Consider the following 24,839-nt stretch of genomic DNA (forward strand, 5'->3'; position numbering starts at 1 on the left):
TCAGGCGTTTTGAATAACCGCGCTGATCTCTGACACTTTTGCATCCAGCAAAGCCCGGTCGCCCCGTGCTTCCACATTCAGCCGCAATACCGGTTCGGTATTGCTTTGGCGCAGATTGACGCGCCAGTCGCCATAATCCAGCGAGACACCGTCCAGACGATCCACCGCCGCAGCATCCGGGACATACTTGGCCTCGAACGCGTCTATTGCGGGTTGTTTGTCGGCCAGTTTGAAATTGATTTCGCCCGATGATGGGAAGCGGGCTTGCATATCAGCGACAAGATCAGACAGTTTCCGCCCCGTGGTCGACATGAGTTCCGCCACCAAAAGCCAGGGGATCATGCCGCTGTCACAATACATGAAATCGCGGAAATAGTGGTGGGCGGACATCTCGCCGCCATAGACGGCGTCCTCGGCACGCATCTTCGCCTTGATATGGGAATGCCCAGATTGCGAGGCAATCGCCTGCCCACCGCCCTGTTCCACAAGGTCCAGCAGCGCCCAGATGACACGCGGATCATGAATGATCTTGGCGCCGGGATTCTTCGGCAGGAAGGCCGAGGCCAGAAGGCCGACCACATATTCACCATCGATAAAAGCGCCCGTTTCATCGAAGAAAAAGCACCGATCGAAATCGCCATCCCACGCGACCCCCAGATCGGCCCCTGCCTGTAGCACCGCATCGCCCGTCAGGGCGCGGTTTTCCAGCAGCAGCGGGTTGGGGATGCCGTTGGGAAAGGTGCCGTCAGGGGTATGATGATGGCGGATGAATTCAACCTTTGATCCAGCTTTGGCCATTTTCTCGGCGATGGCGTCAAAGGTCGGGCCCGCAACGCCATTGCCGGCGTTCACCAGAATTTTCAACGGCTTCAGGGCATCCAGATCAATGAAGGACAGCACTTTGTCGGCAAAAGCGTCACGCGGGCTCTGCTCGGTCAGAGTGCCGCGGCGGTTTGCGGGCGCGAACGCGTTCGCCTCGGCCAGCTTCTGGATCGCCCCCATACCATCCACGCTGGAGATCGGGCGGGACCCTTCGCGCACCATTTTGATGCCATTGTAATCAATCGGGTTGTGCGAAGCCGTCACCATCAACCCGCCCCCGGCAGCGTAATGGGACGTGGCAAAATAAACCTCTTCTGTGCCGCAAAGGCCGATGTCGATCACATCGGTTCCACCATCACGCAGTCCGTCATTCAGCGCGCCCTGCAATTCGGGGCTGCTTTCGCGAATATCGCGGCCTGTGACGACAAGTTCAGGCGACAAAGCCTGCGCAAAAGCCCGTCCTATTCTGTAGCAAATGTCTGCATCTAGGTTCACCCCAAGCTGGCCACGCACGTCGTAGCTTTTGAAACAGGTCAGTTCGGTCATGCTATCACTCGTTATCTGGAAATCTTTCATGCCTTGGCTATCCTGACTTCTGCTGCAGGTCCAACATAATTGCAGATGGCGATCTGAAATGAGCGGTTTTTGGGTGTTGCACAGCCCCGCTCAGATCAGCATCCTTTCTGGCGTTCAATACGTCTGAGTTCCTGCAGGTACTCATAAGCATCTTCTCGGTCCCAATTCGCCTCAAGAATTTCATCTGCGGCTTCATCTTCTTGACGTGGATTGTCTGGTACAATCAGGTCCCATTCTGCATCATCGACATCGTCATTTGCAGCTTCGAGCCTGCCTTCCCAACGTCCGGTTTCCCGTGCAAGTTCGCTGCAGGAATATGTTTCATACACTGCAACATCATCATCAATATCGTCACAGGCTGTCATCAGAATAAGCGCTGTCAGGGCTGCTGGCGTAAATTTTGGCATTGTAAAAAACCTCATATGTTTATCGGTTCCTAAAATGCTTGCAAAAGCCATGTGCTGCATCAACCTGCCCGGAAAACAGCTGGCCAGATATTGCCAAGCGCGTGGATTATCAGGGAAAATGACCTGCAAAAACCTGACTATATTGGTGCTGGGCGTTTCTGATAAAGTTTCGGCTTTCACCTACATGTCAGCAAAGAGCTTGATTGCCTGAATAACTCATATATCATTGTTTTTTAATTTTTTTATTCAGATTAGCTTAGATATTTCCGATGGGTCCTGCGAGAGCGATGTAGATGTAAATTACGCGTTCGGCGGAAGGTCGCTAAACATTGCAGTTGGTCGCGTAAATGGAAAGTATCGAGCCGTCTTGATAAGGTACGCAGGCTAAATTCCACCGATAGAAATATCGCAATCCAGCTACAACCAGAGCTTGGCTTTGCCATTCAATGAACCGTTGATCCGGGACAAACAGCAGCTTCAAAGAATTTCGGTGAAGACTTGCCGCAAGGGCAACTTGACATAAATGCAGTTGAAATAATGGACGAGGTCCGCTTTAGTGGCATGCGGACCAGCCCGGTCAACAGGGCGGCCATAAAAAACTGGGGAGTTCCGCATTGCCGGACAACATAGCTGCCGACGCCTTTGTGGCGTTCGACCGTGTGCAAAAGAGTTATGATGGCGAGGTGCTCGTCGTCAAAGACCTTAATCTTGAAATGCCCAAGGGCGAATTTCTGACGATGCTGGGGCCAAGTGGGTCAGGTAAGACAACCTGTCTGATGATGTTGGCAGGGTTTGAGACCGCAACACACGGGGAAATTCGCCTTGATGGGCGAGAGATCAATAATATTCCGCCCCATAAGCGTGGGATTGGTATGGTGTTCCAGAACTATGCCTTGTTCCCGCATATGACGGTGAATGAAAACCTGTCCTTTCCGCTGGAAGTGCGGGGTATGGGTAAGTCAGATCGTGAAGCCAAGGTCAAACGCGCCCTGGAAATGGTGCAAATGGGAGAATTCGGCAGTCGCCGCCCGGCGCAACTGTCTGGCGGTCAGCAACAGCGCATCGCGCTGGCGCGTGCCTTGGTGTTTGAGCCGGAACTGGTGTTGATGGATGAACCCCTTGGCGCGTTGGACAAACAGCTACGCGAACATATGCAGTATGAGATCAAACATTTGCACGAAAACCTTGGGATCACTGTGGTCTATGTCACGCACGATCAGTCCGAGGCACTGACTATGTCGGACCGGGTTGCAGTTTTTGAGGACGGGCGCATTCAGCAACTTGCCCCGCCGGATGATTTATACGAGCGACCCGACAACAGCTTCGTGGCGCAATTCATAGGTGAAAACAACAAACTACCGGCTGTTGTTAAACAAATATCCGGTGACGTGGCCACAGTTGAATTGAAGAATGGCAAGCTTTGCACGGCGCTTGCCGTCAAATGCGGCCAGCCGGGTGATGAGACGCTGATTTCTATCCGACCGGAACGGGTCACTGTCGGAACTGCAGATGGGCAAAATGCGACTGATGCCAAGGTTCTGGAGCTGATTTATTTGGGCGATCACATCCGCTGCCGTCTGGATGTGCATGGAAATGATGAATTTGTGGTCAAAGTGCCGAACTCGGCAGGCCACGAACACCTGTCAGTGGGGGAAACGACACGTGTGACATGGGCACCGGAAGATGCCCGTGCGCTGGACCCTCTCTGATATCGATAAGACCGCCGCGCTCTGCTTGCGGCACATGAAGAAAAACCAACTGGGAGACTACATATGAAAAGAACATTGATCCTGACAACCGCCCTGACGGGGCTGGCTTTCAGCGCGTCCGCGCAAGAAGTGACCGTAATGAGCTGGGGTGGTGCATATACGAAATCGCAGGTCGAGGCTTATCACAAGCCGTTTCAGGAAGAGACCGGCATCAAGATCAACTCGGTAGACGCTGACAACCCTGCAACGCCGATCAAGGCGCAGGTTGAGGCTGGCAATGTCACCATTGATGTCGCCGATGTGGAATATTCTGACGCGGTGCGCCTTTGCGACGAAGGGCTGCTCGAAGAAATCGACACCTCCATCCTTCCCGATGCCCCTGATGGCACTGCCGCGACGGACGACTTTATCGAAGGTGCGCTGACCGATTGTGCTGTTGCCAACATCGTGTGGTCCACGGTTTATGCCTATAACAGCGAGAATAACGAAGGCACGCCAAGCACGATTGCGGATTTCTTTGACACCGAGAAATTCCCCGGCAAGCGCGGGATGCGCAAGGCTGCGAAGGCCAATCTTGAAATGGCGCTGATGGCAGATGGCGTACCGGCAGCCGAAGTCTATGACATGCTGGAAACGGACGAAGGTGTGGATCGCGCTTTTGCGAAGCTGGACACAATCAAAGACGATATCGTCTGGTGGGAAGCCGGCGCGCAGCCTCCGCAGCTTTTGGCGGATGGTGAGGTTGTGATGTCCACCGCCTATAACGGGCGTATCTTCAACGCAGCTGTTGGTGAAGGGCAGCCGTTTGAGGTTGTTTGGGATGGTCAAATCCTTGATTTTGACCTGTTTGTCGTTCCTAAAGGCGCGCCGAACAAGGAAGAGGCGATGCAATTCATCAGCTTCTCGACCGATACCAAGCAATTGGCCGCTCAGGCCAGCTGGATCAGCTACGGTCCGGCCCGCAAATCCTCGGGCGCATTGGTCGGCAAATATTCGGATGGCGAAACAGATATGGCCCCGCATATGCCGACGGCCGAGGCTAACCTGACGAATGCAGTCGTCAATGACTTCGAGTTCTGGGCCGACCGTGACACAGAACTGTCCGAGCGTTTTAACGCCTGGTTGGCACAATAAAACAAATGGACTGGCGCGGGGGATGCCTGCGCCAGTTTCCCTTGATGATGGATTTTTCATGACCCGTTTTCTGCGCATCATGGTTTTCGTAATCGGTGTTGCTGTTTCACCGGCCTTTGCAGGCGACCCGGTTTTCAATTTCGATCCGAATGATGCCGAGATGAACAGTGCCATCCGCGATGCGCGATCAACTCTGCCGATATTTTTAGAACGAATGCAGAAAACCGACCTTACAGCAGAAATCATGATGCTGAAGGTCGCCATTCCCTATGGTGATGAGGAGGGCCATGAACATATTTGGTGTACGGTTACAGGCCGGACGGATGATGGCTTTATAGGCTATATCAGCAACGACCCCGTCTATATCGATTACCAGCAGAATGACCCGATTACCTTCACCGAAGCCGAGGTTTCGGACTGGACCTATTGGGACGGCGGCAAGATGTACGGTGCTTACACGATCCGCGTGATGCTGCCGCAGCTCTCGAAAGAGGCAGCTGCCGACCTGCGCGACCAACTCGCGCCATTGCCGGAGTAATATGGATGACTGACTTCACAGCAGGCTCTGCGCCGGTTTCCGCACCATTGACCACAGCTGATGGGCAATCTCTTAAGTCGGCTTTGGCGCGGGCAGAGGCAAAGGCAAAACGACGGGCGTTTTTTCTGGTTCTGCCGCTTTTGCTGTTCATCCTGCTGACCTTCGTGGCTCCGATTGGCCAGCTTTTGCACCGCTCCATCCATAACCCCGGATTTTCTGCAAATATGCCTAATACGGTTGCCTGGTTTGACGAAAATCCGGATGCCAAGCCGGATGAGACGGCTTATGCGGCCTTGGTGGCTGATCTGGTTCTTGCGCGCGAGACAAAGACCATTGGTGTTGTGGGCACGCGGATCAACTATGATCTGTCCGGTACAAGATCGCTTTTCACCAAATCCGCCCGCAAGGCCGCAAAGCTGGAGCCGCCTTTTCAGGCGGCACTGCTTGATGTGGACGAGGATTGGGGGGATCCGAAGCTCTGGCAGGCCATGCGCAGCGCGTCCTCCTATTATACACTGGACTTTTATCTGGCTGCGATCGATCTGACACGGACAGCGGATGGCGATATTACTGCGGTCAATCAAAACCGTCAGATATACATCCAACTGTTCCACCGTACCTTATTTCTATCGGCCCTGATCACATTGCTTTGCTTTGTCATTGCATATCCCGTAGCGCACCTGCTGGCGACGTTGCCCTTGCGCTATTCCAACCTGTTGATGATCTTCGTACTGCTGCCCTTCTGGACCTCGCTTCTGGTACGCACGACGTCTTGGATTGTGCTGCTGCAAAGTCAGGGTGTGGTGAATAACAGCCTTGTTGCGACGGGTATTCTTAGTGATCAGAGCCGCATCCAGCTGATTTACAACCAGACCGGCACGATTATCGCCATGACTCATATTCTGCTGCCATTCATGATCCTGCCGCTCTATTCGGTCATGCGACCGATTAACCCGTCCTATGTTCGCGCGGCGCGCAGCCTTGGGGCGACATCCTGGACGGCGTTCCGGCGCATCTATTTTCCGCAAACCGTGCCGGGTATCGGGGCAGGGGCGCTTCTGGTGTTCATTCTGGCGGTGGGCTACTACATCACGCCTGCGCTGGTCGGCGGCTCGGACGGGCAACTGATCTCGAACCTGATTGCCTTTCACATGCAGAAATCCCTGAATTGGAGCTTGGCTGCGGCTTTGGCGGCCATCCTGCTGGGGGGCGTTCTGATCCTTTATTGGCTCTATGACCGATTGATCGGCATCGACAACCTGAAGCTGGGATAGAGATATGGCGCTTCCATCACATGCCTCTACGTTAGAGAAAATCTGGCACTATACCTATTTGGTGATCTGTGGACTGATCTTTCTGTTTCTGATTGCGCCGATCCTGATTGTGATCCCGCTGTCCTTCAATGCCGAACCATACTTCACCTTCACCGAGAAAATGTTGAGCTTTGACCCAGACGGCTATTCCACCCGTTGGTATGATCTTTTGCTGACTTTCGGCATGGAAAAACCCGGGGTTGTGCGTGATAGTAGCTGGTGGTCTGATGCGTGGCAGAACGCAGCCTGGGTCAATGCTGCGAAGAATTCTGTGATCATCGGGTTCTGCTCGACGCTTCTGGCGACGATGTTAGGCACGTTGGCGGCCCTTGGGCTTAGCCGTCCTGAAATGCCGTTCCGGCGGGCGATCATGGCCATCCTGATCTCGCCCATGATTGTGCCGATCATCATTACCGCGACGGGGCTGTTCTTTTTCTACTCCATGACCGGGCTTGCCAATTCCTATATTGGTATCGTGCTGGCCCATGCAACGCTTGGCATTCCTTTCGTGATCATTACCGTGACGGCCACTCTGGTTGGATTTGATCATTCCCTGACCCGCGCTGCGGCCAATCTGGGGGCCACGCCAACCACCACGTTTTTCAGGATCATCATGCCGCTGATCCTGCCCGGTGTGATCTCGGGCGCGCTCTTTGCCTTTGTCACCAGCTTTGATGAGGTGGTTGTTGTTCTTTTCGTTGCAGCCCATGACCAGCAAACGATCCCCCGTCAGATGTGGAATGGTATCCGCGAGCAGATCAGCCCCGCAATTCTGTCGGTGGCGACAATCCTTGTGATTATCTCGATTTTGCTGCTGACCACGGTGGAATTGTTGCGCCGCCGGTCCGAACGTCTACGCGGTGTGTCGCCACGTTAAATTTTAATTCGATGGCGATTGCCTTGATCCTGCCAAAATCGCTGGGTATGTGATTCCTTACTTGACGTAACGAGTTGCCTTCTTCCTATGCCCGATTATTCAATTTATACGCTCGACGAAACAAACCTTACCATCAGTGGTGGCCAAGGCCTTGACGGTGTAACCCAAGGTGATGGCAGAAATTTGGTCGGTGAGACAATTACGCTGAATAATAATAACTGGAATGAAGTTCAGATCAGCGACAATGACGACTCAGATTTCCAGGATAATGACGGCAATCAGGTTCTGAACGGTGCCCAAACTGTTGATGGTGTCACATATGCGGACGGAACAATTGTCGAGGCCGAGTATTCCCTGACCGTGACCGATGGCACCAATACCTACACACTTGTGGGCTTCAATATACGCGAAGGCGGTGGTGCATCTTTTGCGACGACCGAGGCACTGGCATTCATTGGGCCTGTTGGCGGTTTTCCCCCGATTGGTGTCCCCCTGACGGTCGTGTCATCTCAGGAAGGACCAAATTTCCCGTCTGCCGACTATGCCTCCCCGCCTTGTTTCGTTGCGGGCACCTATATCATGACGCCCGATGGTGAACGCCTGATACAGGATTTGCGCATCGGTGATCTGGTCGAGACATTGCATAACGGTATGCAGCCAATCCGCTGGATCGCATCGGGCAAGTTTCCTGCGACAGTTGGCATCGCACCGATTTGTTTCAAGGAAGGGGTGATCGGAAATACCTGCGATCTGCGTGTCTCACCGCAACATCGTATTCGGTTTTGCGGATGGCAGGCAGAAATGCTGTTCGGCCATGATGAAGTGCTGATCGCTGCGCATAATTTCGTGGATGGTACAGACGTTATCCGTGAATTTGGTGGTACGGTTGAGTATTTCCACATTCTGTTCGACAGCCATGAGATTGTCTTCTCGGACGGTGTGGCAACCGAAAGCTTCCATCCCGGCGCAGAAGGTGTCAGCGCAATCGATGCGGCCGCGCGGGCAGAACTGTTTGAGCTGTTCCCAAATCTGGACCACGACATTGCCAGCTATGGAAAGGCTGCCTGTTACAGCCTGAAAGCCCATGAGGCCAAGGTGCTGTTAGGGCAAAATAGCCAGCCAGGCTGAAACGCTGAACACCGACAGGGCAGTTCCAATCAAAACCGCGCTGGCGCTGACCCGTTTTGCGTGCCCATAGATGTTTGAGAAGATATATGCGTTGACCCCCGGCGCCATGGCAGCGGTCAAAACGGCGGCGCGGATTTGGCCTGTTTCAAGCTGCAAAACCTGAACGGACATCAGCCAGACCACCATTGGCTGCAGGACAAGCGAGATCGTGCAGACAAACCCGATTGCCCGCAGATCGCCCTCTGGTTTGTATTGCACCAGAACGCCACCCAGCCCGAACAGGGCCGCAGGCAGGGCAGCCCGGATCATCAGATCGACCGCATCCATAAAGGGTATCGGCAATGCAACCCCGGACAGATTTACGGCAAAGCCCAGCATGACGCCGATCATCAAGGCATTGCGAAACATAGCCTTGCCGACGGACAGGGCGGTCTGCGACATACGTTGGCCGCGATGCTTGACGACCTCCATCGTGGTGATCCCCAGCAGGTAGCAAAACGGCGCGTGAATGGCGATGATGGCATAGTTCGGGGCAAGCGCTGCGGTGCCGTAGGCGCGTTCCATAATGGGCAGGCCCAGCAGGACCGTGTTGGCGAAAAGGGCCGCGAAACCGATGGCGACCGCATCTTCAAGACTGCGCTTGAACAGCAACCGCGCGCCCGCCATACCAACCACAAAGGCGGTCAGGGACCCCGTATAATAAGCCGCCAGCAAGGCCGGATCAAAACTGACTGACAGATCCAGCGTGGCTACTCCGCGAAACAACAGACAGGGGATGGCGAAATGTTGGGTGAACTTCATCAACCCATCCACGCCAGTGGCTGGAAACAACTCTCGCCAGACCGCCAGATATCCAAATCCGATGACAAGAAATACCGGAATTGTGACGTTCAGAAGCGCGGCCACTTATGTCTCGTATTCTATGGTCATCCCGTCATAGGCGGGGGTGATATGATCGGGTGTTTCAGCCGCAAGCGTCGCATAGTCCAGATCGATATGCATATTGGTCAGCACAGCCCGGCGCGGCTTTAGCTGCTCGATCCAACCAAGTGTCCTGTCCAGATGGGCATGGCTTGGATGCGGGTCCCGGCGCAGCGCGTCGATGATCAGACAATCGAGATCTTTCAAAGCATCCCATGTGTCGTCATGGAACTCGGCCACATCCGGCAGGTACGCCAGATCGCCAATCCGAAAGCCCAGACTATCGATAGAGCCATGGTTGACCTCAAAGGGGTTCAGACCCACGGCACCGCCGGCGCCCTCGACCGTCAATGGGCCGTCCAGCGTGTTCAGGTCAAGGATCGGGGGATACGGCGAGCCCGCCGGTTGCGCGAACGCATAGCCAAAGCGCGACAATAGCGCATTCGCCGTTGCGCCATCCGCCCAGACATTCAAACGCTCGCGCGTATTGAACACGATCATCCGCAGATCGTCGATGCCGTGCACATGATCGGCATGGGAATGAGTATAGACCACCGCGTCAAGCCGCCCGATCCCGGCATCCAGAAGCTGCATTCGTAAATCGGGGGAGGTATCGATCAGAACTGTCGTGGTCCCGTCCGCGCCGATCTGTTCGATCAGCAAGGAACAGCGCCGCCTGTGGTTTCGAGGGTTTTTCGGATCACATGCGCCCCAATGCCCGCCCAGCCGTGGCACACCGCCCGAAGACCCGCAGCCCAGAATGGTAAAGCGCCGGGTCGCCATCACAGGGCCTTCCAGGCTGCGGCTTTTGTAAAGAGCCGGTCGAAATTTGTTTGCGTCTGAGCCGCGAAATCTGCGTACTCCATCCCGAACAGCTCAGCTCCGACACGGGCGGTATGGGCGGTATAGGCAGGTTCATTGCGCTTGCCCCGAAAGGGCGGCGGCGCAAGATAGGGGGCGTCGGTTTCGACCAGAATACGGTTCATCGGCGCTTTGGCGAAAATATCGCGCAGCTCTGTGCTTTTGGGAAAGGCCGCGATGCCGGACATGGACAGATAAAACCCAAGATTCACGGCGGCGTCTGCCAAAGCTGGACCCGAGGAAAAGCAGTGCATAACGCAACCATACGCGCCTGCCTCATGTTCTTCGCGCAGAATGCGGGCCATATCATCATCCGCCGCACGGGCATGGATGATCAGGGGCAGGGCGGTCTGACGGGCCGCTTCTATATGAATGCGCAGGCTTTCGATCTGCACGTCGCGGCTGTCAGCCGTGTAGTGATAGTCGAGCCCCGTCTCGCCGATGCCAACAAATTTCGGATGCTGCGCCAGTAAGACAAGCTGATCAACCGTCGCCAGCGGTTCGGCGGCGGCGCTCATCGGGTGGGTGCCAGCGGCATAGAAGACCGGGTCATGGGTTTCCGCAATCGCGCGTACCTGTGGTTCCTGTCGCAATTTGGTGCAAATTGTCACCATGCGGGTCACGCCGGCCTCAAGCGCGCGGGCGATAATCTCGGGCCTTTCGGCGTCGAAATCGGGGAAGTCCAGATGACAGTGGCTATCAGTGATTTGCGGCGCAGTCATAGGCCCTTTCACGCGGCTGCTTTCGCCGCCGTCTCGTTCATTGCCAGAACCATATCAAGGATCAGCGAAGAAGGGTCAAGGTTCACCGCCTTACCATGTTGCACACGCCCGCCAAGCTCTGCCGCAAGCCCGGCCCAGGCGCGGGCTGCACTGTCATTGGGCGACAGGCGGGTCAGCACGTCCAACTCACCAGGTACGGCGTCCTGACCCAGCGCGCCAACGCCTGCCCGCGAGACGCGCAGCAGGAACATATCGAACAGCCTGATCAGCAGATCATAGCGCGCCTGCGCCCCGCGGGCCGCCGCGACGTCCCCCAATGCCAGCGCTTTCTGGCGGTCGAAGCGCGGGAAGGTCGCCGCCAGATCGATGATGGATTTGTAAAGCGCGAGCCCTTCCAGATTCAGCAAGGCCAGCGCCTCGCCCACGGACCCGCCGGACAGCTCGGCCAAGGCGCGGCTATCTTCAACCGCCTCAGCCCCAGCGGCCTGTAAAGCGGCCTCCATATCTGCCGCAGACAACGGAGTGCAGCGCAGTTCCCGGCACCGGGACCGGATCGTTGGCAACAGGCGGGACGGCTGGTGGCTGACAAGCAGCAGGATTGCGTCTTTGGGCGGTTCCTCCAGCACTTTCAACAGGGCATTCGCGGCATTCACATTCATCTCATCCGCGGCATCAACGATGACCACACGTCGCCCGCCCTCGGTGGCGGACATCGAGAAAAAGCCTTTCAGTTTGCGCACCTCGTCCACGGTGATGTTTTGTTTGAAGCGTTTCTTATCCTCGTCCCACGGGCGGCGCAGCAAAAACAAGCCCGGGTCAGACAGAGCGGCAACACGCGGGATCACCGGATGATCGGCAGGAATATCCAGACTTTCAGGTGGAGGCGCGGCACCAAACATATCTTGCGCACCGGCGGGTGAGGTCGCCAGCAAGAACCGTGCCAAGCGCCATGCAAGCGTTGCTTTGCCCACGCCGCGCGGACCGGTGATCAGCCAAGCGTGATGCAAGCGGTCTTGCTGAAATGCGCCCAGAAACGCAGCCTCTGCTGCAGATTGTCCGAACAATCGGGTAGTCTCGCGCGGGTGCGGTGCGCCGTCCACCTGATCCGCTTGCGGCAGGGCGTCGTCACTCATGGCAAAGCGTCCAGCACAATATCTCTGATCCCATCTGCAATCGTGTGCATATCGCGGGCACCGTCAATCATGCGAATGCGGTCCGGGAAATCATGTTTCAGCGATGCAAACCCGTCATGCAGCTTTTGCTGAAATGCCAGTCCGAAATCCTCGAACCGGTCTTCGCCGCTGTCGCGGGCCAGTCCGCGGGCCAAGGCATCGTTCGGGGACATATTGATTACCAGCGTCAGGTCCGGTTCGCGCTTGATCATCAGGTCATGCAACTGGTCCACGATCCCGCGCAGATCGCCACGTGTGGCCCCCTGATAGACCCGTGTGGAATCCGCGAACCTGTCCGAGATTACAATCTTACCCTGCTCAAGCGCGGGCAGGATCGTGCGTTCCATATGATCGCGTCGTGCGGCTGTGAATAATAAAATCTCGGTCTCGGCTGACCAGCGGTTCGGGTCGCCCTCGACCAGCAAGCGGCGGATTTCCTCGGCCCCGTCTGATCCACCCGGCTCTCGGGTTAGGACAACGTCATGGCCCGCCTTTTTCAAGGCATTCGCCAGAAGCCGTGCCTGCGTCGATTTACCTGATCCGTCGATACCCTCAAAACTGAGGAAAAAGCCTGCGCCCATCAGAAGAAATTCATCGCTTCCCCGGTCAGCTCGCGCAGCAGAACGGTTGCAGAGGTCCGCACGCGCACCATAAAACCACCGGTTGGCACAGTTTCCGTGGCGACAAGGGGATATACGGCATCCTCCAGACCCGGAATGCTGACCACAAGTTCTGCCACCTTACCGCCAGCCTGTATTGGTGCCTCAAGCGGGCCCTGATAGCTGATCTTGGCCTTAACCTCGTCCTTTTTCAAAGCGGGCACCAGAACACTAATATCCATGGGCGAGGCAAGGCCAACCCTGTTGGCCGTACCCATCCATACGTCAGCGTCAGTGATCACCACACCTTCTTCTGTCAGCTTGCGTTCGACAAACTGACGAAACGCCCAATTCGCGATACGCTCGGCCTCTTCGGCGCGCTGGCGTTCTGTATTGATGCCCGAGATAACAAAGATGATCCGGCGCCCGCCCTGCACGGCCGAGCCCACAAGCCCGTATCCGGCCTCGACCGTATGACCGGTTTTCAGTCCATCAGCGCCTATATTGAGCTTGAGAAGCGGGTTACGGTTGAACCGATTGTCCGGTGCGCGATTGTCGAACGGATATTCCGTCTCGGCGAAATAGCCGTAATATTCAGGAAAATCCGTAATCAGTCGTTTCGACAGGATTGCCAGATCGCGCATCGACATGCGATGCCCCGGTTCCGGCCATCCGTTGGAGTTGGTGAAGGTCGAGTTGGTCATCCCCAATTGCTGCGCCCGTTCGGTCATCATCGCAGCAAAGCCACGTTCTGTCCCGTCAGGCGAAATCGCTTCGGCCAAAACTGCGCTGGCATCGTTGCCGGACAGCACCACCACACCGCGGATCAGATCTTCGACGCGCACGCGGTCCCGCTCGGTCAGAAACATCGTTGAGCCGCCGTATTTCACCGCATTGGCCGAAACGGGCAATTCCTGATCCAGTGACAGCCGCCCGTCTTTCAGGGCTTCAAACACCATATTCAGCGTCATCAGCTTGGACATTGATGCAGGTGGCAACGCCATGTCGGCGTTTTTTTCCATCAATGTCTGGCCGGTGCCGACATCCAGCACGATGGCCGATTTGGCAACCGTGTCAAAAGCTAATGCCGGCAATGCGCCTAAAACGAAGGCCATAAATATGGCTATGACACGGATCATGGATCGCTTCCTTCGGTTAATCTGCTGTAAATACAGCATCGTTGAAGTTCATGGCCTTCACTTTTTTCATGATGTCCCGCCGTTCTGCGCGGCTTTTTGCAGGGCCTGCCAACACACGCCAGATCGGGCCCGTATCGCCAATATCCTGTTTGACCACCGGTGTAATGCCGGAACCGGTCAGAGACGCAGCAACCGTATCTGCATTTTCTTTACTGCTGAACGTGGCGACTTGCACAAACGGCTTTTGTATCGCGAAGAGCCCTTTGCGTGCAGGTTTTGCGGGGGCCGCCTGCGCCGTTTCCACCTCAGCCGTGGTGGTAGCCGCTGCCGCGCCGCCTGCAGCAAGCTCGGGCGCGATTTCGACGCCTTCAATCGTTTTTGGTGTCGCGGCGGTGGCATCGCCTGCCGGTGCTGCGCTGGCGGTCTGGGCGGCGGGGTCCGCAGCTTCAGCGTCTGTCTTTTTCAGTGTCGTTTGCTTGATTGCCGCCGCTGCAATGGCCTCGGCACTATCGGCGGCTGCTGGCGTCTCTGGTGTATCCTTGGCCTCAGTATCAACGGCTTCCCCATCAGGTGCGTCGGTGACAAGCGGATTTTCCGGCTTTGGCGGCTCTTCCTTTTTCAGCGCCACAACTGCCAGTTTCACAGGCTGTCCGGCCAGAACGCCAAGCGCTTCTGCCGCGTCAGAGCTTAGCTGAAACGCGGGGCCGGGGTTTGCCCGTTCCCTACGGAACAAGGCACCAACGATGGTTTTATTGTTCTCCCCGTTTCGAATGCGCACGCGATAAGGGTCTTTCACATCGGGATGGGCAACCCAGACGCCACCTAGGGACGGGCGGCCATCCCAAAGGCCGTTTTCCTCTTTGCTGAACAGGTCCGGCGCTTCAATATCGCCGCCGCCTTTAGCATTGCGAGCGCCGAAAATACCCAAGCCAGTGGATGCATTTTTAGCATCGCTTTTGTCAGGATCAGAGCCGCCCCCGCCAAGGCCAGCGCCATCCTCACAAGCACTCAAAAACAGTGCGGAGCATAACAGAAATGCCACGTGTTTTTTGTTCGGTTTAACCATAATGTCTCGCCCCTATTATCATGCGTTTTTATCGCATGTGTTTACCGCTTTGTGCAGCCTGCTCGATTTTTGCGAAGTATACTACTTCGGATTTCAAACACACACTAGGCAAATTCCCGCTTTTTGCAAAGCTTCAAGGTGCAATTCGGCAAAAAACAGCCCGAAAAACTCTGCAATTTGCTGCTTTCAGAATCGAAATGACCACGTTAAGCAGATCGACAGTCGGAGGAGTGGCAGAGTGGTTGAATGCACCGGTCTTGAAAACCGACGTAGGTGAAAGTCTACCGTGGGTTCGAATCCCACCTCCTCCGCCATTTGGCATTTCAATATGTTTGGTTCTCTAAGGCCTTGAATGGTAGGGCTAATTACTAGGCACGTGATCTTTATTTTCGACAAGTCTTTATGGATATTTACCGCGATTGCGGGTGTAGGTTGCCAGCGTGATAAGCCCCTCATGTTGGCCCTTGTGGCGCGATATAATCCAGTATCCTTACTTCTGGGCCTCCGCCAAACAAGGGGCGGTTCACTGAGGCTTGTGCCCCCGAACTCTCCGAAGCCCCTTGGCCTCGGTAGTCAGCAGAACCTGTCGCGGTCGAACTTTGCCTTTTGCGTTTGCCACACGGCCTGAATGCCACTTTGAGTGTTCGCAATCTAGGTGAGTAAATTCACCTAACCGCGTTGAATTATTGCTTTATTCCTTGCAACCTATTCGTTATGCTCAGAAATTGACCTAACAACAATGAACACGCTGTTACTAAAGGGTTTTCATGAAGCAGTTTTTGGCCGTCCTCTTCGCAACATGCTACGCGAGTATGAGTTTTGCCCAATCTGAGATCGTGCTAGGCGAGCTTGATTTTCTAAGATCAAACTATGGCACCCAATCCACGTGTACCCGGCGGGACGATCAATTGAACTCAAAACGCGTTTTTCGGGCTGCGAGTTCAGGAAATTGCTTCTGGAGCGGTTACGCTAAAATACCTTCTGAACAAGCCATTGCCGAATATGGCCAGAATCCGGGGGAAGAAACCTATCAGGTTTTCTATTATTGCCCTGCAAGTGGGGACGAAAAATTCACAACGGTTCACAAGACAGGGCTGTTGTGGACACGGCTTATCGAGGGCAGCTTGCGGTTTTCCGATCGTGTGGACGGGTTCGAAGAAAACTTCAATGACGCTTCTCGCGCAAGCAATACGTTCAGTGTATGCAGTCCTTTTGCGGCGACTAAAAATGCTGAACCCGAGCCTGAGCCCGAACCTCAAGTTGAAGCCGCGCCGCCACCTGAGCCAGTGAAGAAAGAGCCGGCCCGCGCTGGTAATCGGTATGTGACAACCCAAGCGGTAAATTATCGGTCGGGGCCCGGAAACTCCTTCGCTATTCTGGGGCAGTTGCAACGGGGGACCGCAATATCATCCCTTGGTATTGAAGGGGGATGGCACAGGTTTCGCCGAGGCGGGCGAAATGTTTACGTCTACAAGAGCTTTTTAAGGCGGGCGCGGTAGCTTCCGCTAGCCGAAATCCTGACAGCAAAAAGGCCACCCTTTTTAGGATGGCCTTTTTTCGCGCTTGGGGGAAGAGGATTAGCGCGCGATCCGCTCAGCTGCAGAGTCGTTGCTGAGGGCGAAGAACGCTTTGGCGGCGGATGTGTCGCCCCGTGTTGCCACGTTGTCCTGAACGATGCGCTCAGCGGCTGAATCGTTGCTCAAAGCAAATTCTGCTTTGGCAGCGGCTGTGTCACCGACGCTGGTTTCCTGCACGACGCGCTCGGCGGCCGAGTCGTTTGTCAGGGCGAAGAAAGCCTGATCCGCGAAAGCAGGGGCTGAGAGGGACAGGGCGAGGACGGTTGTTGCGATAAGGGTTTTCATTTTGTGTACTCCGGTTTTGTGTGTCTAAGTGTGTTGGGCTGTTTGCCCGTTTGATGAGATGAATATGACGGGTGCGGGTCGTCATCTCAATGCACTAAAGCCATAAAATATACCAAAATAGGTGCGTATGCGCACACACAGAGTTCACCTCGGACCAGACCGTCACGGCCCCGTGAGAACGGCCGAACGCCCCACACCGCCCAGCCGAATTCAGTACTTTAAAGCAGCTTGTTCGTAGAGTTGAAACTTTGCGAAAACGGTAACCGTAAATTTGAAGCCTGCGTTGGATGTTGCGCTAGTGCGCCATCATAAGAGCAGGCCCTTCGCTTTTCAAAAACGAGCGCGTCGTTCCACCCAACAGCCATTCCCTCATCCGTGAATGACCGTAGGCCCCGAGTACAAGAACGTCACCGTCTACATCTCGCACAAGTTCGGTTAAGACGTCGGAGACCACGCGACCCGCACTTACAAGCCTGTGGACCGTCACATCCATCCCAGCCTGCGCAACATATCGTGCCAAATCATCACCGGGCGCCGCTCCAGCTGTTTCGGCTTCCGGGTCTACCAACCCGATGTGCACCGCGTCGCCAGCATCCAATCTTGGCAGCACAGAGTGCAATGCCCGCCCGGCGGCTCGTCCAGAATCCCACGCTACGACAACAGACGACTTTTGGTCGCGACCCAGCATTTTAGGTGCTCCAACAAGTGCGAGAGCCGAGGCGTCGAAAACAGCTGACTTAAAGGCGGAATACATCTCCCAGTCTTCGATAAGGGGAGACTTGGGAAAAAGAACAGTACCAGCGCTGATTGCATGTCTGGTAACTGATTGATCGATCTGATTCTGAAAATCGCTGACCCCCCAGACACTACCTGGCAGGTTGAACTGCAGGAGAAGCTTTTCGACCTCTTTGACCCGGATCCCAACTTGTTCTCTGATGCCATCAAGTTCTGCCAGCCAAACATTGTTTGGGCCCGATCCGTAAGGCGTGTATGGCTGGACTGGGAATAATCCGACAACCAGAATATCAAGATTTGATATAGACGCCCGCGCTTGATCAATCCGCTCTTTGAGTTCTTCATGGTAGCACGAGATTTTTATGCTTGCCGAAATTTTCGCGCTGCGTGCGCGCGCAGCACAAAAAAGCTAATTCACGGTATGGGCTCAAAGCAGCCTATCGCCATGGAACGGCTCAACTACAATTCGCATTCGGCATAAAAACCTGCCGGACAAGTCAGTTTGTCCAACATTCGATAGCTGCTACGACCGTTTTGGGTGCATCCCACTCATCAGGGGCTATTTTCTCGAAACAGCCCCCGACATGGGGAAACCGAAAAGAACAGCCCTTATTTATCTTCCGTCTCTTCATCCTCCTCGGACGGGGCGTCGGGCAGGTTGAACAGGCTGTCGGCGTCAACCAGCAGTTCTTCTTCCTCATCCTCGTCCTCGGCATCCCCGAGGGTGAATGTCTCAAGCCCTGAAATAGCGCTTGGGATTTTCGGTTCCGGCTCAAGGCCAAGGGATTGTTCGGTCGAGACCAGTTTGCGGCGCTCGTCATCTGTCATGACGCTGCCTTCCTTGGCTTTCTTGGCATTGGCTTTCTGCACAGCCATGTCCAGTTCGGACTGTTTGCACAAACCCAAGGCGACGGGGTCAATCGGCTGGATATTCTGGATGTTCCAGTGGGTCCGCTCGCGGATTGCGCTGATCGTGGGTTTCGTCGTGCCGACCAGTTTACTGATCTGCCCGTCAGACAGTTCCGGGTGGAACTTGACCAGCCACAGGATCGATGCGGGGCGGTCCTGACGTTTTGACAAAGGTGTGTAGCGGGGGCCGCGCCGGGCTTCTTCGCCCTGGGCGGCTGCATTGAATTTCAGCTTCAGTTTATAAAGCTTGTCATTGATGCCCTTGTCGATTTCGTCCTGTGTCAGCTGATTGTTAGCAATTGGATCAAACCCTTTGACACCAGCCGCCACATCGCCGTCAGCGATGCCCTGAACCTCAAGCTCATGCAGGTCACAGAAATCAGCGATTTGCTTGAACGTCAGCGTTGTGTTGTCCACCAGCCAGACAGCGGTTGCTTTTGCCATGATTGGTTTGGCCATCGTAATCTCTCCTTCAGATACACTTGTCCCGTCGCCCGGATCAGGGGCTGTCCCATTTGGAACAAGTTCGCGATTGTTGGGGAACTTGCAGGTTATATAGTGTTCCAAAACCATAAGGGGAAGAGCAAATGCGCTGGAATATTCTGTTGGGAGTGCTGGCTGCGATGATCCCCAGCCAGATTTTAGCTGATGGTGAGCGGGCAGGGGAGTTCGACTATTACGTTCTGGCACTGAGCTGGTCGCCTAACTGGTGTGCGCTTGAAGGGGATGCGCGCGGGGTGGATCAATGCGACGCGCGCCATGACTATGGCTGGATATTACATGGACTCTGGCCTCAGTTCGAAAAAGGCTGGCCCAGCTACTGCCGCACGTCAGCGCGTGATCCGTCCCGCAGCCAGACCAAGGCAATGTCTGATATCATGGCATCCGGCGGGTTGGCCTGGCATCAATGGAAGAAACATGGTCGCTGTTCGGGCCTGTCAGCCGAAGCTTATTTCGCCATGGCGCGCGAAGCCTATAATGCTACCGTCCGGCCAGAGGTCTTTCGCAAGCTTGACCGGGCTGTAAAGTTGCCCGCCCATGTGGTTGAGGAAGCTTTCCTCAAAGCCAATCCGGACCTGACAGCGGATATGGTCACAATCACCTGTAAGCAGGGCCATATTCAGGAGGCGCGCATTTGCCTGAATACAACGCTTGAGCCGCGCGAATGCGGGCGCGATGTTGTACGAGATTGCACCCAAAGCAATGCGGTGTTCGACCCCATCCGGTGAATATTTGCAAAAAAGCTAAGCCAAATTCGGATATGCGCGTGCATTTTAGGGGCCATTTTGAACGCGAAGGTCGGCGAAAAAGCGCCAGATGATGCAGTGTCGAGGCGTTTGATTTATCAGGTTGGCAATTAACGATACTACGATAATCGAAAACTCTGCGCGACGCTAAAATCTCTTTGGCACAACACCTTAAGTATCGGGCTGAAGGCCTGCAGTAAACTAGGAGCATATGTTTATGAGAAAATACCACGAAGCAGTCCTGAAACGCATCGCACTACTGCCCCTTTTTTGCATGCTGATGATATTGAATGCAGGCACTATAACGCCCGCGACGGCAGAAGAACTTGCGCCAGAACTTGGGTCCGCAGAACCGTTCTCTTTTGAGGTATTGAAAGAGAAAGCTCAGGACCTTTCAAAGCAGGACTACAAACCGGCCGTGGTCGAGCATCCTGACATTCTTGAGAAGCTTGACTTTGACGCCCACCAGCAAATTATATTTCGCACTGACCGCAATGTGTATTTGGACAATGGCACTGCGATACAGATGTTTCACCCAGGGCGCTATTTTCCCGAACCGGTTAAGATGAGCATTGTCGACGGAGAAACGTCACGCGAGCTTAAATATAAACCAATCTATTTTGATATCCCCAAAGATAATCCTGCGAGTGCTTTGAAAGACGAAGCCGGGTTTGCCGGTTTTCGTTTGCTGCGCGAAGATGAAAAAACGGATTGGATTGCATTTTTAGGGGCCTCTTATTTTCGAACGGATGGGGCCGAGCAACAATATGGAATGTCGGCGCGAGGCTTGGCGATAGACACGGGATTGTCGACGCCTGAAGAGTTCCCGCGGTTCACTGAATTTTATCTTTCCTCCAGTGAAGCCCCCGACATTGATGCGGAAATTTACGCAATTATGGACAGCCCCAGCGTGACCGGTGCGTATAAAATTCAGGCCAGACAAACGAGTGAAGGGCAGACGCTGGACGTCTCGTCCGCGCTCTATTTTCGCAAACCTGTAGAGCGTTTGGGGATCGCGCCGCTGACCTCTATGTTCTGGTATTCCGAAAACAACCGCGCGCGGGCGTTTGATTGGCGGCCTGAGGTGCACGATTCAGACGGGCTTTCCATCGAGACTGGCGCGGGTGAGCGGATATGGCGGCCACTGAATAATCCTGAAACAGTTGTAACATCCAGCTTTATGGACAAAGATGTCAAAGGTTTCGGGTTGTTGCAGCGTGACCGGGAATTTTCATCCTATCAAGATGACGGCGTGTTCTATAACAAGCGCCCATCTGTATGGATTGAACCACTCGACAGCTGGGGCAGCGGGGCCGTGCAATTGCTGGAAATTCCCACGGAAGATGAGATTTTTGACAATATTGCCGCTTACTGGGCCCCTGAAGATACACCAAAAGCCGGTGACATGCGCAATTTCAACTACCGTATATATTGGGGTAATGAGCCTCATGGGCGCGCAAGCCTGGCGCGGACCATTGCCAGCAGAGTTGGCGCTGGCGGAATTCCGGGACAACCTCGGCCAGAAAACTCTTTAAAAATGGTTGTCGACTTTTCTGGTGACGGGTTGGACGGGCTGACTGCCGACAGCAATGTGGTTGCGGATGTATCAGCTTCGGGCGATGTCACAATCGACAACATATCGGCCAGACCAATCGTCGGCACCGAAGACTGGCGTGTCACTTTCGACATTGAGGTCCCAAAGGACTTCACAACTGTCGAGCTGCGCGCGTTCCTAAAGCAAGACGACATTGCGTTGAGCGAAACATGGCTAAAGCAATTGCGTGTGAATGAGCTTAACCCCACAGCAAACAATGTTCACGCCAACTAAGGCGTGATTGTCGCCGCGGTAAACTGGTTTGGTATTTGGAAGTTTTCTCCCAAGTGCCAAACCTTTTGATCCTGTTTAAAACTATTCCTCAGGTTCGAACTGCAATGCGACGCCATTGATACAGTAGCGCAGACCTGTGGGAGCGGGGCCATCTGGGAAAACATGGCCCAAATGGCCATCGCAGCGATTGCAATGAACTTCGGTGCGGCGCATGAACCAGCTGTTGTCCTGACTTTCGCCAACTGTTTCGCCCTCTAGATGGGCATAAAAAGACGGCCAGCCGGTGCCGCAGTCAAACTTGGTGCCGGCATCAAACAAGGGGGCACCGCAGCCTGCGCAGAGGTAAGTTCCGGGCGCTTTGGGAAAGTTATCATGAGTGAAGGCGCGTTCTGTCCCATGTTTGCGTAAGACTTTGAAGGCAAGGTCCGACAATTGTGCCTGCCATTCGCTGTCGGATTTGACTATTTTGTCGGTCATGTCTTGGTCCTGTCTGTCTTGTGCTTATGTAGTCACTTAAGTGTCATCAACTGGGCGTATAGCGCGAACTGGATTATACTTAGTGCCGAGACCGGTGCGCTCCAAGGGTATATCCGGGTAATGGAGGTCACATAATGGTGCTGACATTGAAAAAAGGGCGCTATAAGGCGCGGTTTGCTGAGACGCAGGACGATATTCTGGCCGCGCAGCGTTTGCGTTATCTGGTGTTTCGGGATCAGGCGGCGGTGATCGGCGTTGATGAAGATCGTTTTGATGATCTGTGCCGCCATGTGTTGGTTGAAGATGTGCAAAGCGGTAAGCTGGTCTGCTGCTTCAGGCTTTTGCCGCTTGCCAGTGGACGCGACATCGAGACCTGTTATTCCGCGCAATATTATGAGCTGTCAGCGCTGAAAGATTTTGACGGGCCCATGGTCGAGATGGGCCGGTTCTGTATCCACCCCGCCTGGCAGGATCCTGACATTCTGCGCGTCGCCTGGGGAGCGATGGCGCGATATGTGGATGAGCAGGGGGTAGAGATGCTGTTCGGATGCTCCTCGTTCAAGGGGACGTCAGAGGCGGCATATGAAGATGCGTTTTGCGTCCTGAAAGACAAACATCTGGGGCCAAAATGCTGGTTGCCGCGTGTCAAAGCGCCGCGTGTGTTTCCTTTTGCCCGCAAGCTGCGTTTTGCCAAGCCGGATCTGAAGTCAGCAATGCGGGCGATGCCGCCGCTGCTGAAAACCTATCTGCTGATGGGCGGTTGGGTCAGTGATCACGCAGTCGTGGATGGCGACATGAACACACTGCATGTGTTCACCGGTCTGGAAATCCGTGCGATCCCGCCCGCCCGCGCGCGGCTGCTGCGCGCCGTGGCAGGGTAGCGGATTTTCTACGAAAATCCGGCGCGCTTGGAATGCGTATTTCCAGAAAGGTGATCGACGTTGACGCGGCCCCGTCTTGGGCTTAGCTGGGGCCTATGGCACGTGCTCCGCTTTTGCAATTATCTGATATTTCGCTGACCTTCGGGGGCGATCCTGTGTTTTCTGATCTGGACCTTGTGGTGCAGCCGGGGGACCGTGTGGCGTTGGTGGGGCGCAATGGGTCCGGAAAATCCACCTTGATGAAGGTCATGGCCGGACTGGTTGAGCCGGATCATGGCACGCGGGTTCTAGCCCCCTCTGTGACCACCGGATATATGGAACAAGACCCTGATTTGAAAGGATTTTCCACGCTGGGCGATTATGCCATCAGCGGATTGGATGACGCAGAGAGCTACAAGATTTACGCGGCCGCAGAAGGTTTGAAGCTGAACCTTGAAGCCCCAGTCGAGACGGCATCCGGCGGCGAACGGCGGCGGGCGGCCTTGGCGAAACTACTGGCCGAAGCGCCTGAGTTGATGTTGCTTGATGAGCCAACAAACCACCTTGATATCGAGGCCATCACCTGGCTTGAGGCCGAGCTATCCCAGACCCGCACGGCCTATATTCTGATCAGCCATGACCGGGCGTTTTTGCGCGCGTTGACCCGCGCGACCCTGTGGGTTGACCGGGGCAGGGTGCGGCGGCAGGAAAAAGGGTTCGATGCGTTTGAGGAATGGCGCGACAAGCTGTGGGAAGAAGAAGATATCGCCCGCCACAAACTGAACCGCAAGATCAAGGCCGAGGCCCGCTGGGCTGTCGAGGGGATTAGCGCCCGACGCAAGCGCAATATGGGTCGGGTGCGGGCGTTGGGTGAGCTTAGGGCGGAACGGTCCGCGCAGATAAGCCGTCCGGGAACGGCGGCCATGGCGTTTGAGGCGGGTCCGAAAAGCGGGCGACAGGTTATCGTCGCTGACGGGCTTAGCAAGATGTTTGGGGATAGGCCAATTGTTAAAGATTTCTCGCTCAAGGTCGCGCGGGGCGACCGGGTGGCAATTGTCGGGCCAAACGGGGCGGGCAAGACAACGCTTCTGAACATGCTCATCGGGGCCGAGGCCCCGGATGAGGGGACCGTTAAGCTGGGCACCAATCTGGCGATCGCCGTATTTGACCAGAACCGTACCGCGTTGAACCCGGATGACACGCTTTGGGCCAGTCTGACCGAGGATCCAGCCACGCGGGTTAAAGGGCAATCCGATTTCATCATGGTGCGCGGTCAGCCAAAACATGTGGTGGGCTACCTCAAGGAGTTTTTGTTTGACGAACGGCAGGCGCGCGCGCCGGTCCGTTCGTTGTCAGGCGGCGAAAAGGCGCGGTTGCTCTTGGCCCGGATCATGGCGCGGGAAAGCAATCTGCTGATCCTTGACGAGCCGACCAATGATCTGGATATTGAGACGTTGGATTTGCTGCAGGAATTGATCAATGACTATGACGGCACAGTTCTTCTGATCAGTCATGACAGGGATTTTCTGGACCGGGTCGCAACCACGACCATAGCCTTGAAAGACGGGCTGGCCACGATTTATGCCGGGGGGTGGTCTGATTATCAGGCGCAAAAGGGCGTGGAAGAGACGCCACAAACGGAAGCGCCCAAAGCTAAAACCTCTGCCGCTAAACAAGACATCAAAGCTGCGCCCACTGGGCTGAGTTTTACGGAAAAGCACCGGCTGGATGCTTTGCCCGACGAAATCAATCGTCTGGAAAGTGAGATCGCGAAACTGACCGATTTCCTATCGGACCCTGACCTGTTTACCCGCGAGCCTGCTAAATTTCAAAAGGCCAGTGATGCGCTGGCTGAGCGTCAGAGCGCTTTGTTGGATGCAGAAGAGGAATGGCTGATGCTTGAAGAGAAGGCGTCTATATCCCTTGAATAATAGTAT

The 24,839-nt window shown here is 55.1% G+C and carries 25 protein-coding genes and 1 tRNA gene; 13 read left to right on the top strand and 13 right to left on the bottom strand.

From position 1 onward, the window contains the following. Both ACZ1HF_RS02020 and ACZ1HF_RS02025 read right to left on the bottom strand, forming a co-directional pair. Positions 1–1,368 (bottom strand): phosphohexomutase domain-containing protein, encoded by a 1,368-nt coding sequence (locus ACZ1HF_RS02020; RefSeq protein WP_472658958.1) that lies wholly within the window; start codon positions 1,366–1,368, stop codon positions 1–3. 125 nt (positions 1,369–1,493) lie between these two features. Next, positions 1,494–1,805, bottom strand: a complete 312-nt coding sequence (locus tag ACZ1HF_RS02025; protein WP_472655939.1) for a hypothetical protein — start codon at positions 1,803–1,805, stop codon at positions 1,494–1,496. Between the two features lie 34 nt (positions 1,806–1,839). Between ACZ1HF_RS02025 and ACZ1HF_RS02030 the strand changes: the two genes are divergently transcribed. From ACZ1HF_RS02030 to ACZ1HF_RS02060, 7 genes are all read left to right on the top strand, one after another. Beyond that, a complete protein-coding gene (locus ACZ1HF_RS02030; RefSeq protein ID WP_472655940.1) occupies positions 1,840–2,016 on the top strand; it encodes a hypothetical protein in 177 nt (58 codons plus the stop codon). A gap of 403 nt (positions 2,017–2,419) precedes the next feature. Further along, complete coding sequence (locus ACZ1HF_RS02035; protein ID WP_472655941.1) at positions 2,420–3,514, top strand: ABC transporter ATP-binding protein; 1,095 nt, start codon at positions 2,420–2,422, stop codon at positions 3,512–3,514. Positions 3,515–3,577: 63 nt separating this feature from the next. After that, on the top strand, positions 3,578–4,648 hold the full coding sequence (locus ACZ1HF_RS02040; RefSeq protein WP_472655942.1) for an ABC transporter substrate-binding protein: 1,071 nt from the start codon (positions 3,578–3,580) through the stop codon (positions 4,646–4,648). A gap of 58 nt (positions 4,649–4,706) precedes the next feature. Continuing rightward, entirely contained in the window at positions 4,707–5,186 is a 480-nt protein-coding gene (locus tag ACZ1HF_RS02045; RefSeq protein ID WP_472655943.1) for a YegJ family protein, read from the top strand. 5 nt (positions 5,187–5,191) lie between these two features. Next, positions 5,192–6,460 (top strand): ABC transporter permease, encoded by a 1,269-nt coding sequence (locus ACZ1HF_RS02050; RefSeq protein ID WP_472655944.1) that lies wholly within the window; start codon positions 5,192–5,194, stop codon positions 6,458–6,460. A 4-nt stretch (positions 6,461–6,464) separates the two neighbouring features. Further along, positions 6,465–7,376, top strand: coding sequence for an ABC transporter permease (locus tag ACZ1HF_RS02055; protein ID WP_472655945.1), 912 nt, complete (start codon positions 6,465–6,467; stop codon positions 7,374–7,376). 87 nt (positions 7,377–7,463) lie between these two features. Continuing rightward, a complete protein-coding gene (locus tag ACZ1HF_RS02060; protein ID WP_472655946.1) occupies positions 7,464–8,504 on the top strand; it encodes a Hint domain-containing protein in 1,041 nt (346 codons plus the stop codon). Here ACZ1HF_RS02060 and ACZ1HF_RS02065 read toward each other — a convergent pair. From ACZ1HF_RS02065 to ACZ1HF_RS02095, 7 genes are read right to left on the bottom strand one after another with little or no spacing between them, the layout of a single operon-like run. Next, complete coding sequence (locus ACZ1HF_RS02065) at positions 8,478–9,410, bottom strand: AEC family transporter (protein ID WP_472655947.1); 933 nt, start codon at positions 9,408–9,410, stop codon at positions 8,478–8,480. The two genes, ACZ1HF_RS02060 and ACZ1HF_RS02065, sit on opposite strands and share 27 nt — an antisense overlap. Beyond that, on the bottom strand, positions 9,411–10,208 hold the full coding sequence (locus ACZ1HF_RS02070; protein WP_472655948.1) for an MBL fold metallo-hydrolase: 798 nt from the start codon (positions 10,206–10,208) through the stop codon (positions 9,411–9,413). Beyond that, positions 10,208–11,008 (bottom strand): TatD family hydrolase, encoded by an 801-nt coding sequence (locus tag ACZ1HF_RS02075; protein WP_472655949.1) that lies wholly within the window; start codon positions 11,006–11,008, stop codon positions 10,208–10,210. The genes ACZ1HF_RS02070 and ACZ1HF_RS02075 overlap by 1 nt, the downstream gene beginning before the upstream one ends. Positions 11,009–11,016: 8 nt before the next feature. Next, positions 11,017–12,141: a DNA polymerase III subunit delta' gene (locus tag ACZ1HF_RS02080; RefSeq protein WP_472655950.1), complete on the bottom strand. Its 1,125-nt coding sequence runs from the start codon at positions 12,139–12,141 to the stop codon at positions 11,017–11,019. Beyond that, positions 12,138–12,761 (bottom strand): dTMP kinase, encoded by a 624-nt coding sequence (gene tmk / locus ACZ1HF_RS02085; protein WP_472655951.1) that lies wholly within the window; start codon positions 12,759–12,761, stop codon positions 12,138–12,140. Before tmk ends, ACZ1HF_RS02080 begins: the two co-directional genes overlap by 4 nt. Further along, positions 12,761–13,918: a D-alanyl-D-alanine carboxypeptidase family protein gene (locus ACZ1HF_RS02090; RefSeq protein ID WP_472655952.1), complete on the bottom strand. Its 1,158-nt coding sequence runs from the start codon at positions 13,916–13,918 to the stop codon at positions 12,761–12,763. The genes tmk and ACZ1HF_RS02090 overlap by 1 nt, the downstream gene beginning before the upstream one ends. A gap of 16 nt (positions 13,919–13,934) precedes the next feature. Then, on the bottom strand, positions 13,935–14,984 hold the full coding sequence (locus ACZ1HF_RS02095; protein WP_472655953.1) for an SPOR domain-containing protein: 1,050 nt from the start codon (positions 14,982–14,984) through the stop codon (positions 13,935–13,937). Between the two features lie 224 nt (positions 14,985–15,208). Here ACZ1HF_RS02095 and ACZ1HF_RS02100 point away from each other — a divergent pair. Continuing rightward, positions 15,209–15,298: transfer RNA gene (locus tag ACZ1HF_RS02100), tRNA-Ser, on the top strand. A gap of 498 nt (positions 15,299–15,796) precedes the next feature. After that, positions 15,797–16,483: an SH3 domain-containing protein gene (locus tag ACZ1HF_RS02105; RefSeq protein ID WP_472655954.1), complete on the top strand. Its 687-nt coding sequence runs from the start codon at positions 15,797–15,799 to the stop codon at positions 16,481–16,483. Positions 16,484–16,561: 78 nt separating this feature from the next. Here the strand turns inward: ACZ1HF_RS02105 and ACZ1HF_RS02110 are convergent, their stop codons facing one another. The 3 genes from ACZ1HF_RS02110 to ACZ1HF_RS02120 all read right to left on the bottom strand — a co-directional run bounded on the left by ACZ1HF_RS02110 (position 16,562) and on the right by ACZ1HF_RS02120 (position 18,949). Then, on the bottom strand, positions 16,562–16,846 hold the full coding sequence (locus ACZ1HF_RS02110) for a hypothetical protein (RefSeq protein WP_472655955.1): 285 nt from the start codon (positions 16,844–16,846) through the stop codon (positions 16,562–16,564). Between the two features lie 295 nt (positions 16,847–17,141). Next, on the bottom strand, positions 17,142–17,534 hold the full coding sequence (locus ACZ1HF_RS02115; protein WP_472655956.1) for a universal stress protein: 393 nt from the start codon (positions 17,532–17,534) through the stop codon (positions 17,142–17,144). Between the two features lie 656 nt (positions 17,535–18,190). After that, positions 18,191–18,949, bottom strand: a complete 759-nt coding sequence (locus ACZ1HF_RS02120) for a DUF1013 domain-containing protein (RefSeq protein WP_472655957.1) — start codon at positions 18,947–18,949, stop codon at positions 18,191–18,193. Positions 18,950–19,077: 128 nt separating this feature from the next. Here ACZ1HF_RS02120 and ACZ1HF_RS02125 point away from each other — a divergent pair, with 128 nt between their 5' ends. Both ACZ1HF_RS02125 and ACZ1HF_RS02130 read left to right on the top strand, forming a co-directional pair. Continuing rightward, on the top strand, positions 19,078–19,719 hold the full coding sequence (locus ACZ1HF_RS02125; protein WP_472655958.1) for a ribonuclease T2 family protein: 642 nt from the start codon (positions 19,078–19,080) through the stop codon (positions 19,717–19,719). A 235-nt stretch (positions 19,720–19,954) separates the two neighbouring features. Continuing rightward, the gene (locus ACZ1HF_RS02130) at positions 19,955–21,565 is read left to right on the top strand and encodes an OpgD/OpgG family glucan biosynthesis protein (RefSeq protein WP_472655959.1); all 1,611 of its coding nucleotides are present in this window, start codon (positions 19,955–19,957) and stop codon (positions 21,563–21,565) included. A gap of 81 nt (positions 21,566–21,646) precedes the next feature. On the opposite strand, the gene msrB is transcribed toward ACZ1HF_RS02130, so the two are convergent. Continuing rightward, a complete protein-coding gene (gene msrB, locus ACZ1HF_RS02135; protein ID WP_472655960.1) occupies positions 21,647–22,042 on the bottom strand; it encodes a peptide-methionine (R)-S-oxide reductase MsrB in 396 nt (131 codons plus the stop codon). Positions 22,043–22,176: 134 nt separating this feature from the next. On the opposite strand from msrB, the gene ACZ1HF_RS02140 reads away from it, so the two are divergent. Next, entirely contained in the window at positions 22,177–22,923 is a 747-nt protein-coding gene (locus ACZ1HF_RS02140) for a GNAT family N-acetyltransferase (protein WP_472655961.1), read from the top strand. Positions 22,924–23,018: 95 nt separating this feature from the next. Continuing rightward, entirely contained in the window at positions 23,019–24,833 is a 1,815-nt protein-coding gene (locus ACZ1HF_RS02145; protein ID WP_472655962.1) for an ABC-F family ATP-binding cassette domain-containing protein, read from the top strand. Positions 24,834–24,839 lie beyond the last annotated feature (6 nt).

This window comes from Litoreibacter sp. GN1-5, from assembly GCF_055693805.1.

What these genes read in the sequence shown, in the direction of transcription:
- ACZ1HF_RS02020 (WP_472658958.1), bottom strand. Translation starts at nt 1,368, where the DNA reads ATGACCGAACTGACCTGTTTCAAAAGCTACGACGTGCGTGGCCAGCTT.
- ACZ1HF_RS02025 (WP_472655939.1), bottom strand. Translation starts at nt 1,805, where the DNA reads ATGCCAAAATTTACGCCAGCAGCCCTGACAGCGCTTATTCTGATGACA.
- ACZ1HF_RS02030 (WP_472655940.1), top strand. Translation starts at nt 1,840, where the DNA reads ATGCTTGCAAAAGCCATGTGCTGCATCAACCTGCCCGGAAAACAGCTG.
- ACZ1HF_RS02040 (WP_472655942.1), top strand. Translation starts at nt 3,578, where the DNA reads ATGAAAAGAACATTGATCCTGACAACCGCCCTGACGGGGCTGGCTTTC.
- ACZ1HF_RS02045 (WP_472655943.1), top strand. Translation starts at nt 4,707, where the DNA reads ATGACCCGTTTTCTGCGCATCATGGTTTTCGTAATCGGTGTTGCTGTT.
- ACZ1HF_RS02050 (WP_472655944.1), top strand. Translation starts at nt 5,192, where the DNA reads ATGACTGACTTCACAGCAGGCTCTGCGCCGGTTTCCGCACCATTGACC.
- ACZ1HF_RS02055 (WP_472655945.1), top strand. Translation starts at nt 6,465, where the DNA reads ATGGCGCTTCCATCACATGCCTCTACGTTAGAGAAAATCTGGCACTAT.
- ACZ1HF_RS02060 (WP_472655946.1), top strand. Translation starts at nt 7,464, where the DNA reads ATGCCCGATTATTCAATTTATACGCTCGACGAAACAAACCTTACCATC.
- ACZ1HF_RS02070 (WP_472655948.1), bottom strand. Translation starts at nt 10,208, where the DNA reads ATGGCGACCCGGCGCTTTACCATTCTGGGCTGCGGGTCTTCGGGCGGT.
- ACZ1HF_RS02075 (WP_472655949.1), bottom strand. Translation starts at nt 11,008, where the DNA reads ATGACTGCGCCGCAAATCACTGATAGCCACTGTCATCTGGACTTCCCC.
- ACZ1HF_RS02080 (WP_472655950.1), bottom strand. Translation starts at nt 12,141, where the DNA reads ATGAGTGACGACGCCCTGCCGCAAGCGGATCAGGTGGACGGCGCACCG.
- tmk (WP_472655951.1), bottom strand. Translation starts at nt 12,761, where the DNA reads ATGGGCGCAGGCTTTTTCCTCAGTTTTGAGGGTATCGACGGATCAGGT.
- ACZ1HF_RS02090 (WP_472655952.1), bottom strand. Translation starts at nt 13,918, where the DNA reads ATGATCCGTGTCATAGCCATATTTATGGCCTTCGTTTTAGGCGCATTG.
- ACZ1HF_RS02095 (WP_472655953.1), bottom strand. Translation starts at nt 14,984, where the DNA reads ATGGTTAAACCGAACAAAAAACACGTGGCATTTCTGTTATGCTCCGCA.
- ACZ1HF_RS02105 (WP_472655954.1), top strand. Translation starts at nt 15,797, where the DNA reads ATGAGTTTTGCCCAATCTGAGATCGTGCTAGGCGAGCTTGATTTTCTA.
- ACZ1HF_RS02110 (WP_472655955.1), bottom strand. Translation starts at nt 16,846, where the DNA reads ATGAAAACCCTTATCGCAACAACCGTCCTCGCCCTGTCCCTCTCAGCC.
- ACZ1HF_RS02115 (WP_472655956.1), bottom strand. Translation starts at nt 17,534, where the DNA reads ATGCTGGGTCGCGACCAAAAGTCGTCTGTTGTCGTAGCGTGGGATTCT.
- ACZ1HF_RS02120 (WP_472655957.1), bottom strand. Translation starts at nt 18,949, where the DNA reads ATGGCCAAACCAATCATGGCAAAAGCAACCGCTGTCTGGCTGGTGGAC.
- ACZ1HF_RS02125 (WP_472655958.1), top strand. Translation starts at nt 19,078, where the DNA reads ATGCGCTGGAATATTCTGTTGGGAGTGCTGGCTGCGATGATCCCCAGC.
- ACZ1HF_RS02130 (WP_472655959.1), top strand. Translation starts at nt 19,955, where the DNA reads ATGAGAAAATACCACGAAGCAGTCCTGAAACGCATCGCACTACTGCCC.
- msrB (WP_472655960.1), bottom strand. Translation starts at nt 22,042, where the DNA reads ATGACCGACAAAATAGTCAAATCCGACAGCGAATGGCAGGCACAATTG.
- ACZ1HF_RS02140 (WP_472655961.1), top strand. Translation starts at nt 22,177, where the DNA reads ATGGTGCTGACATTGAAAAAAGGGCGCTATAAGGCGCGGTTTGCTGAG.
- ACZ1HF_RS02145 (WP_472655962.1), top strand. Translation starts at nt 23,019, where the DNA reads ATGGCACGTGCTCCGCTTTTGCAATTATCTGATATTTCGCTGACCTTC.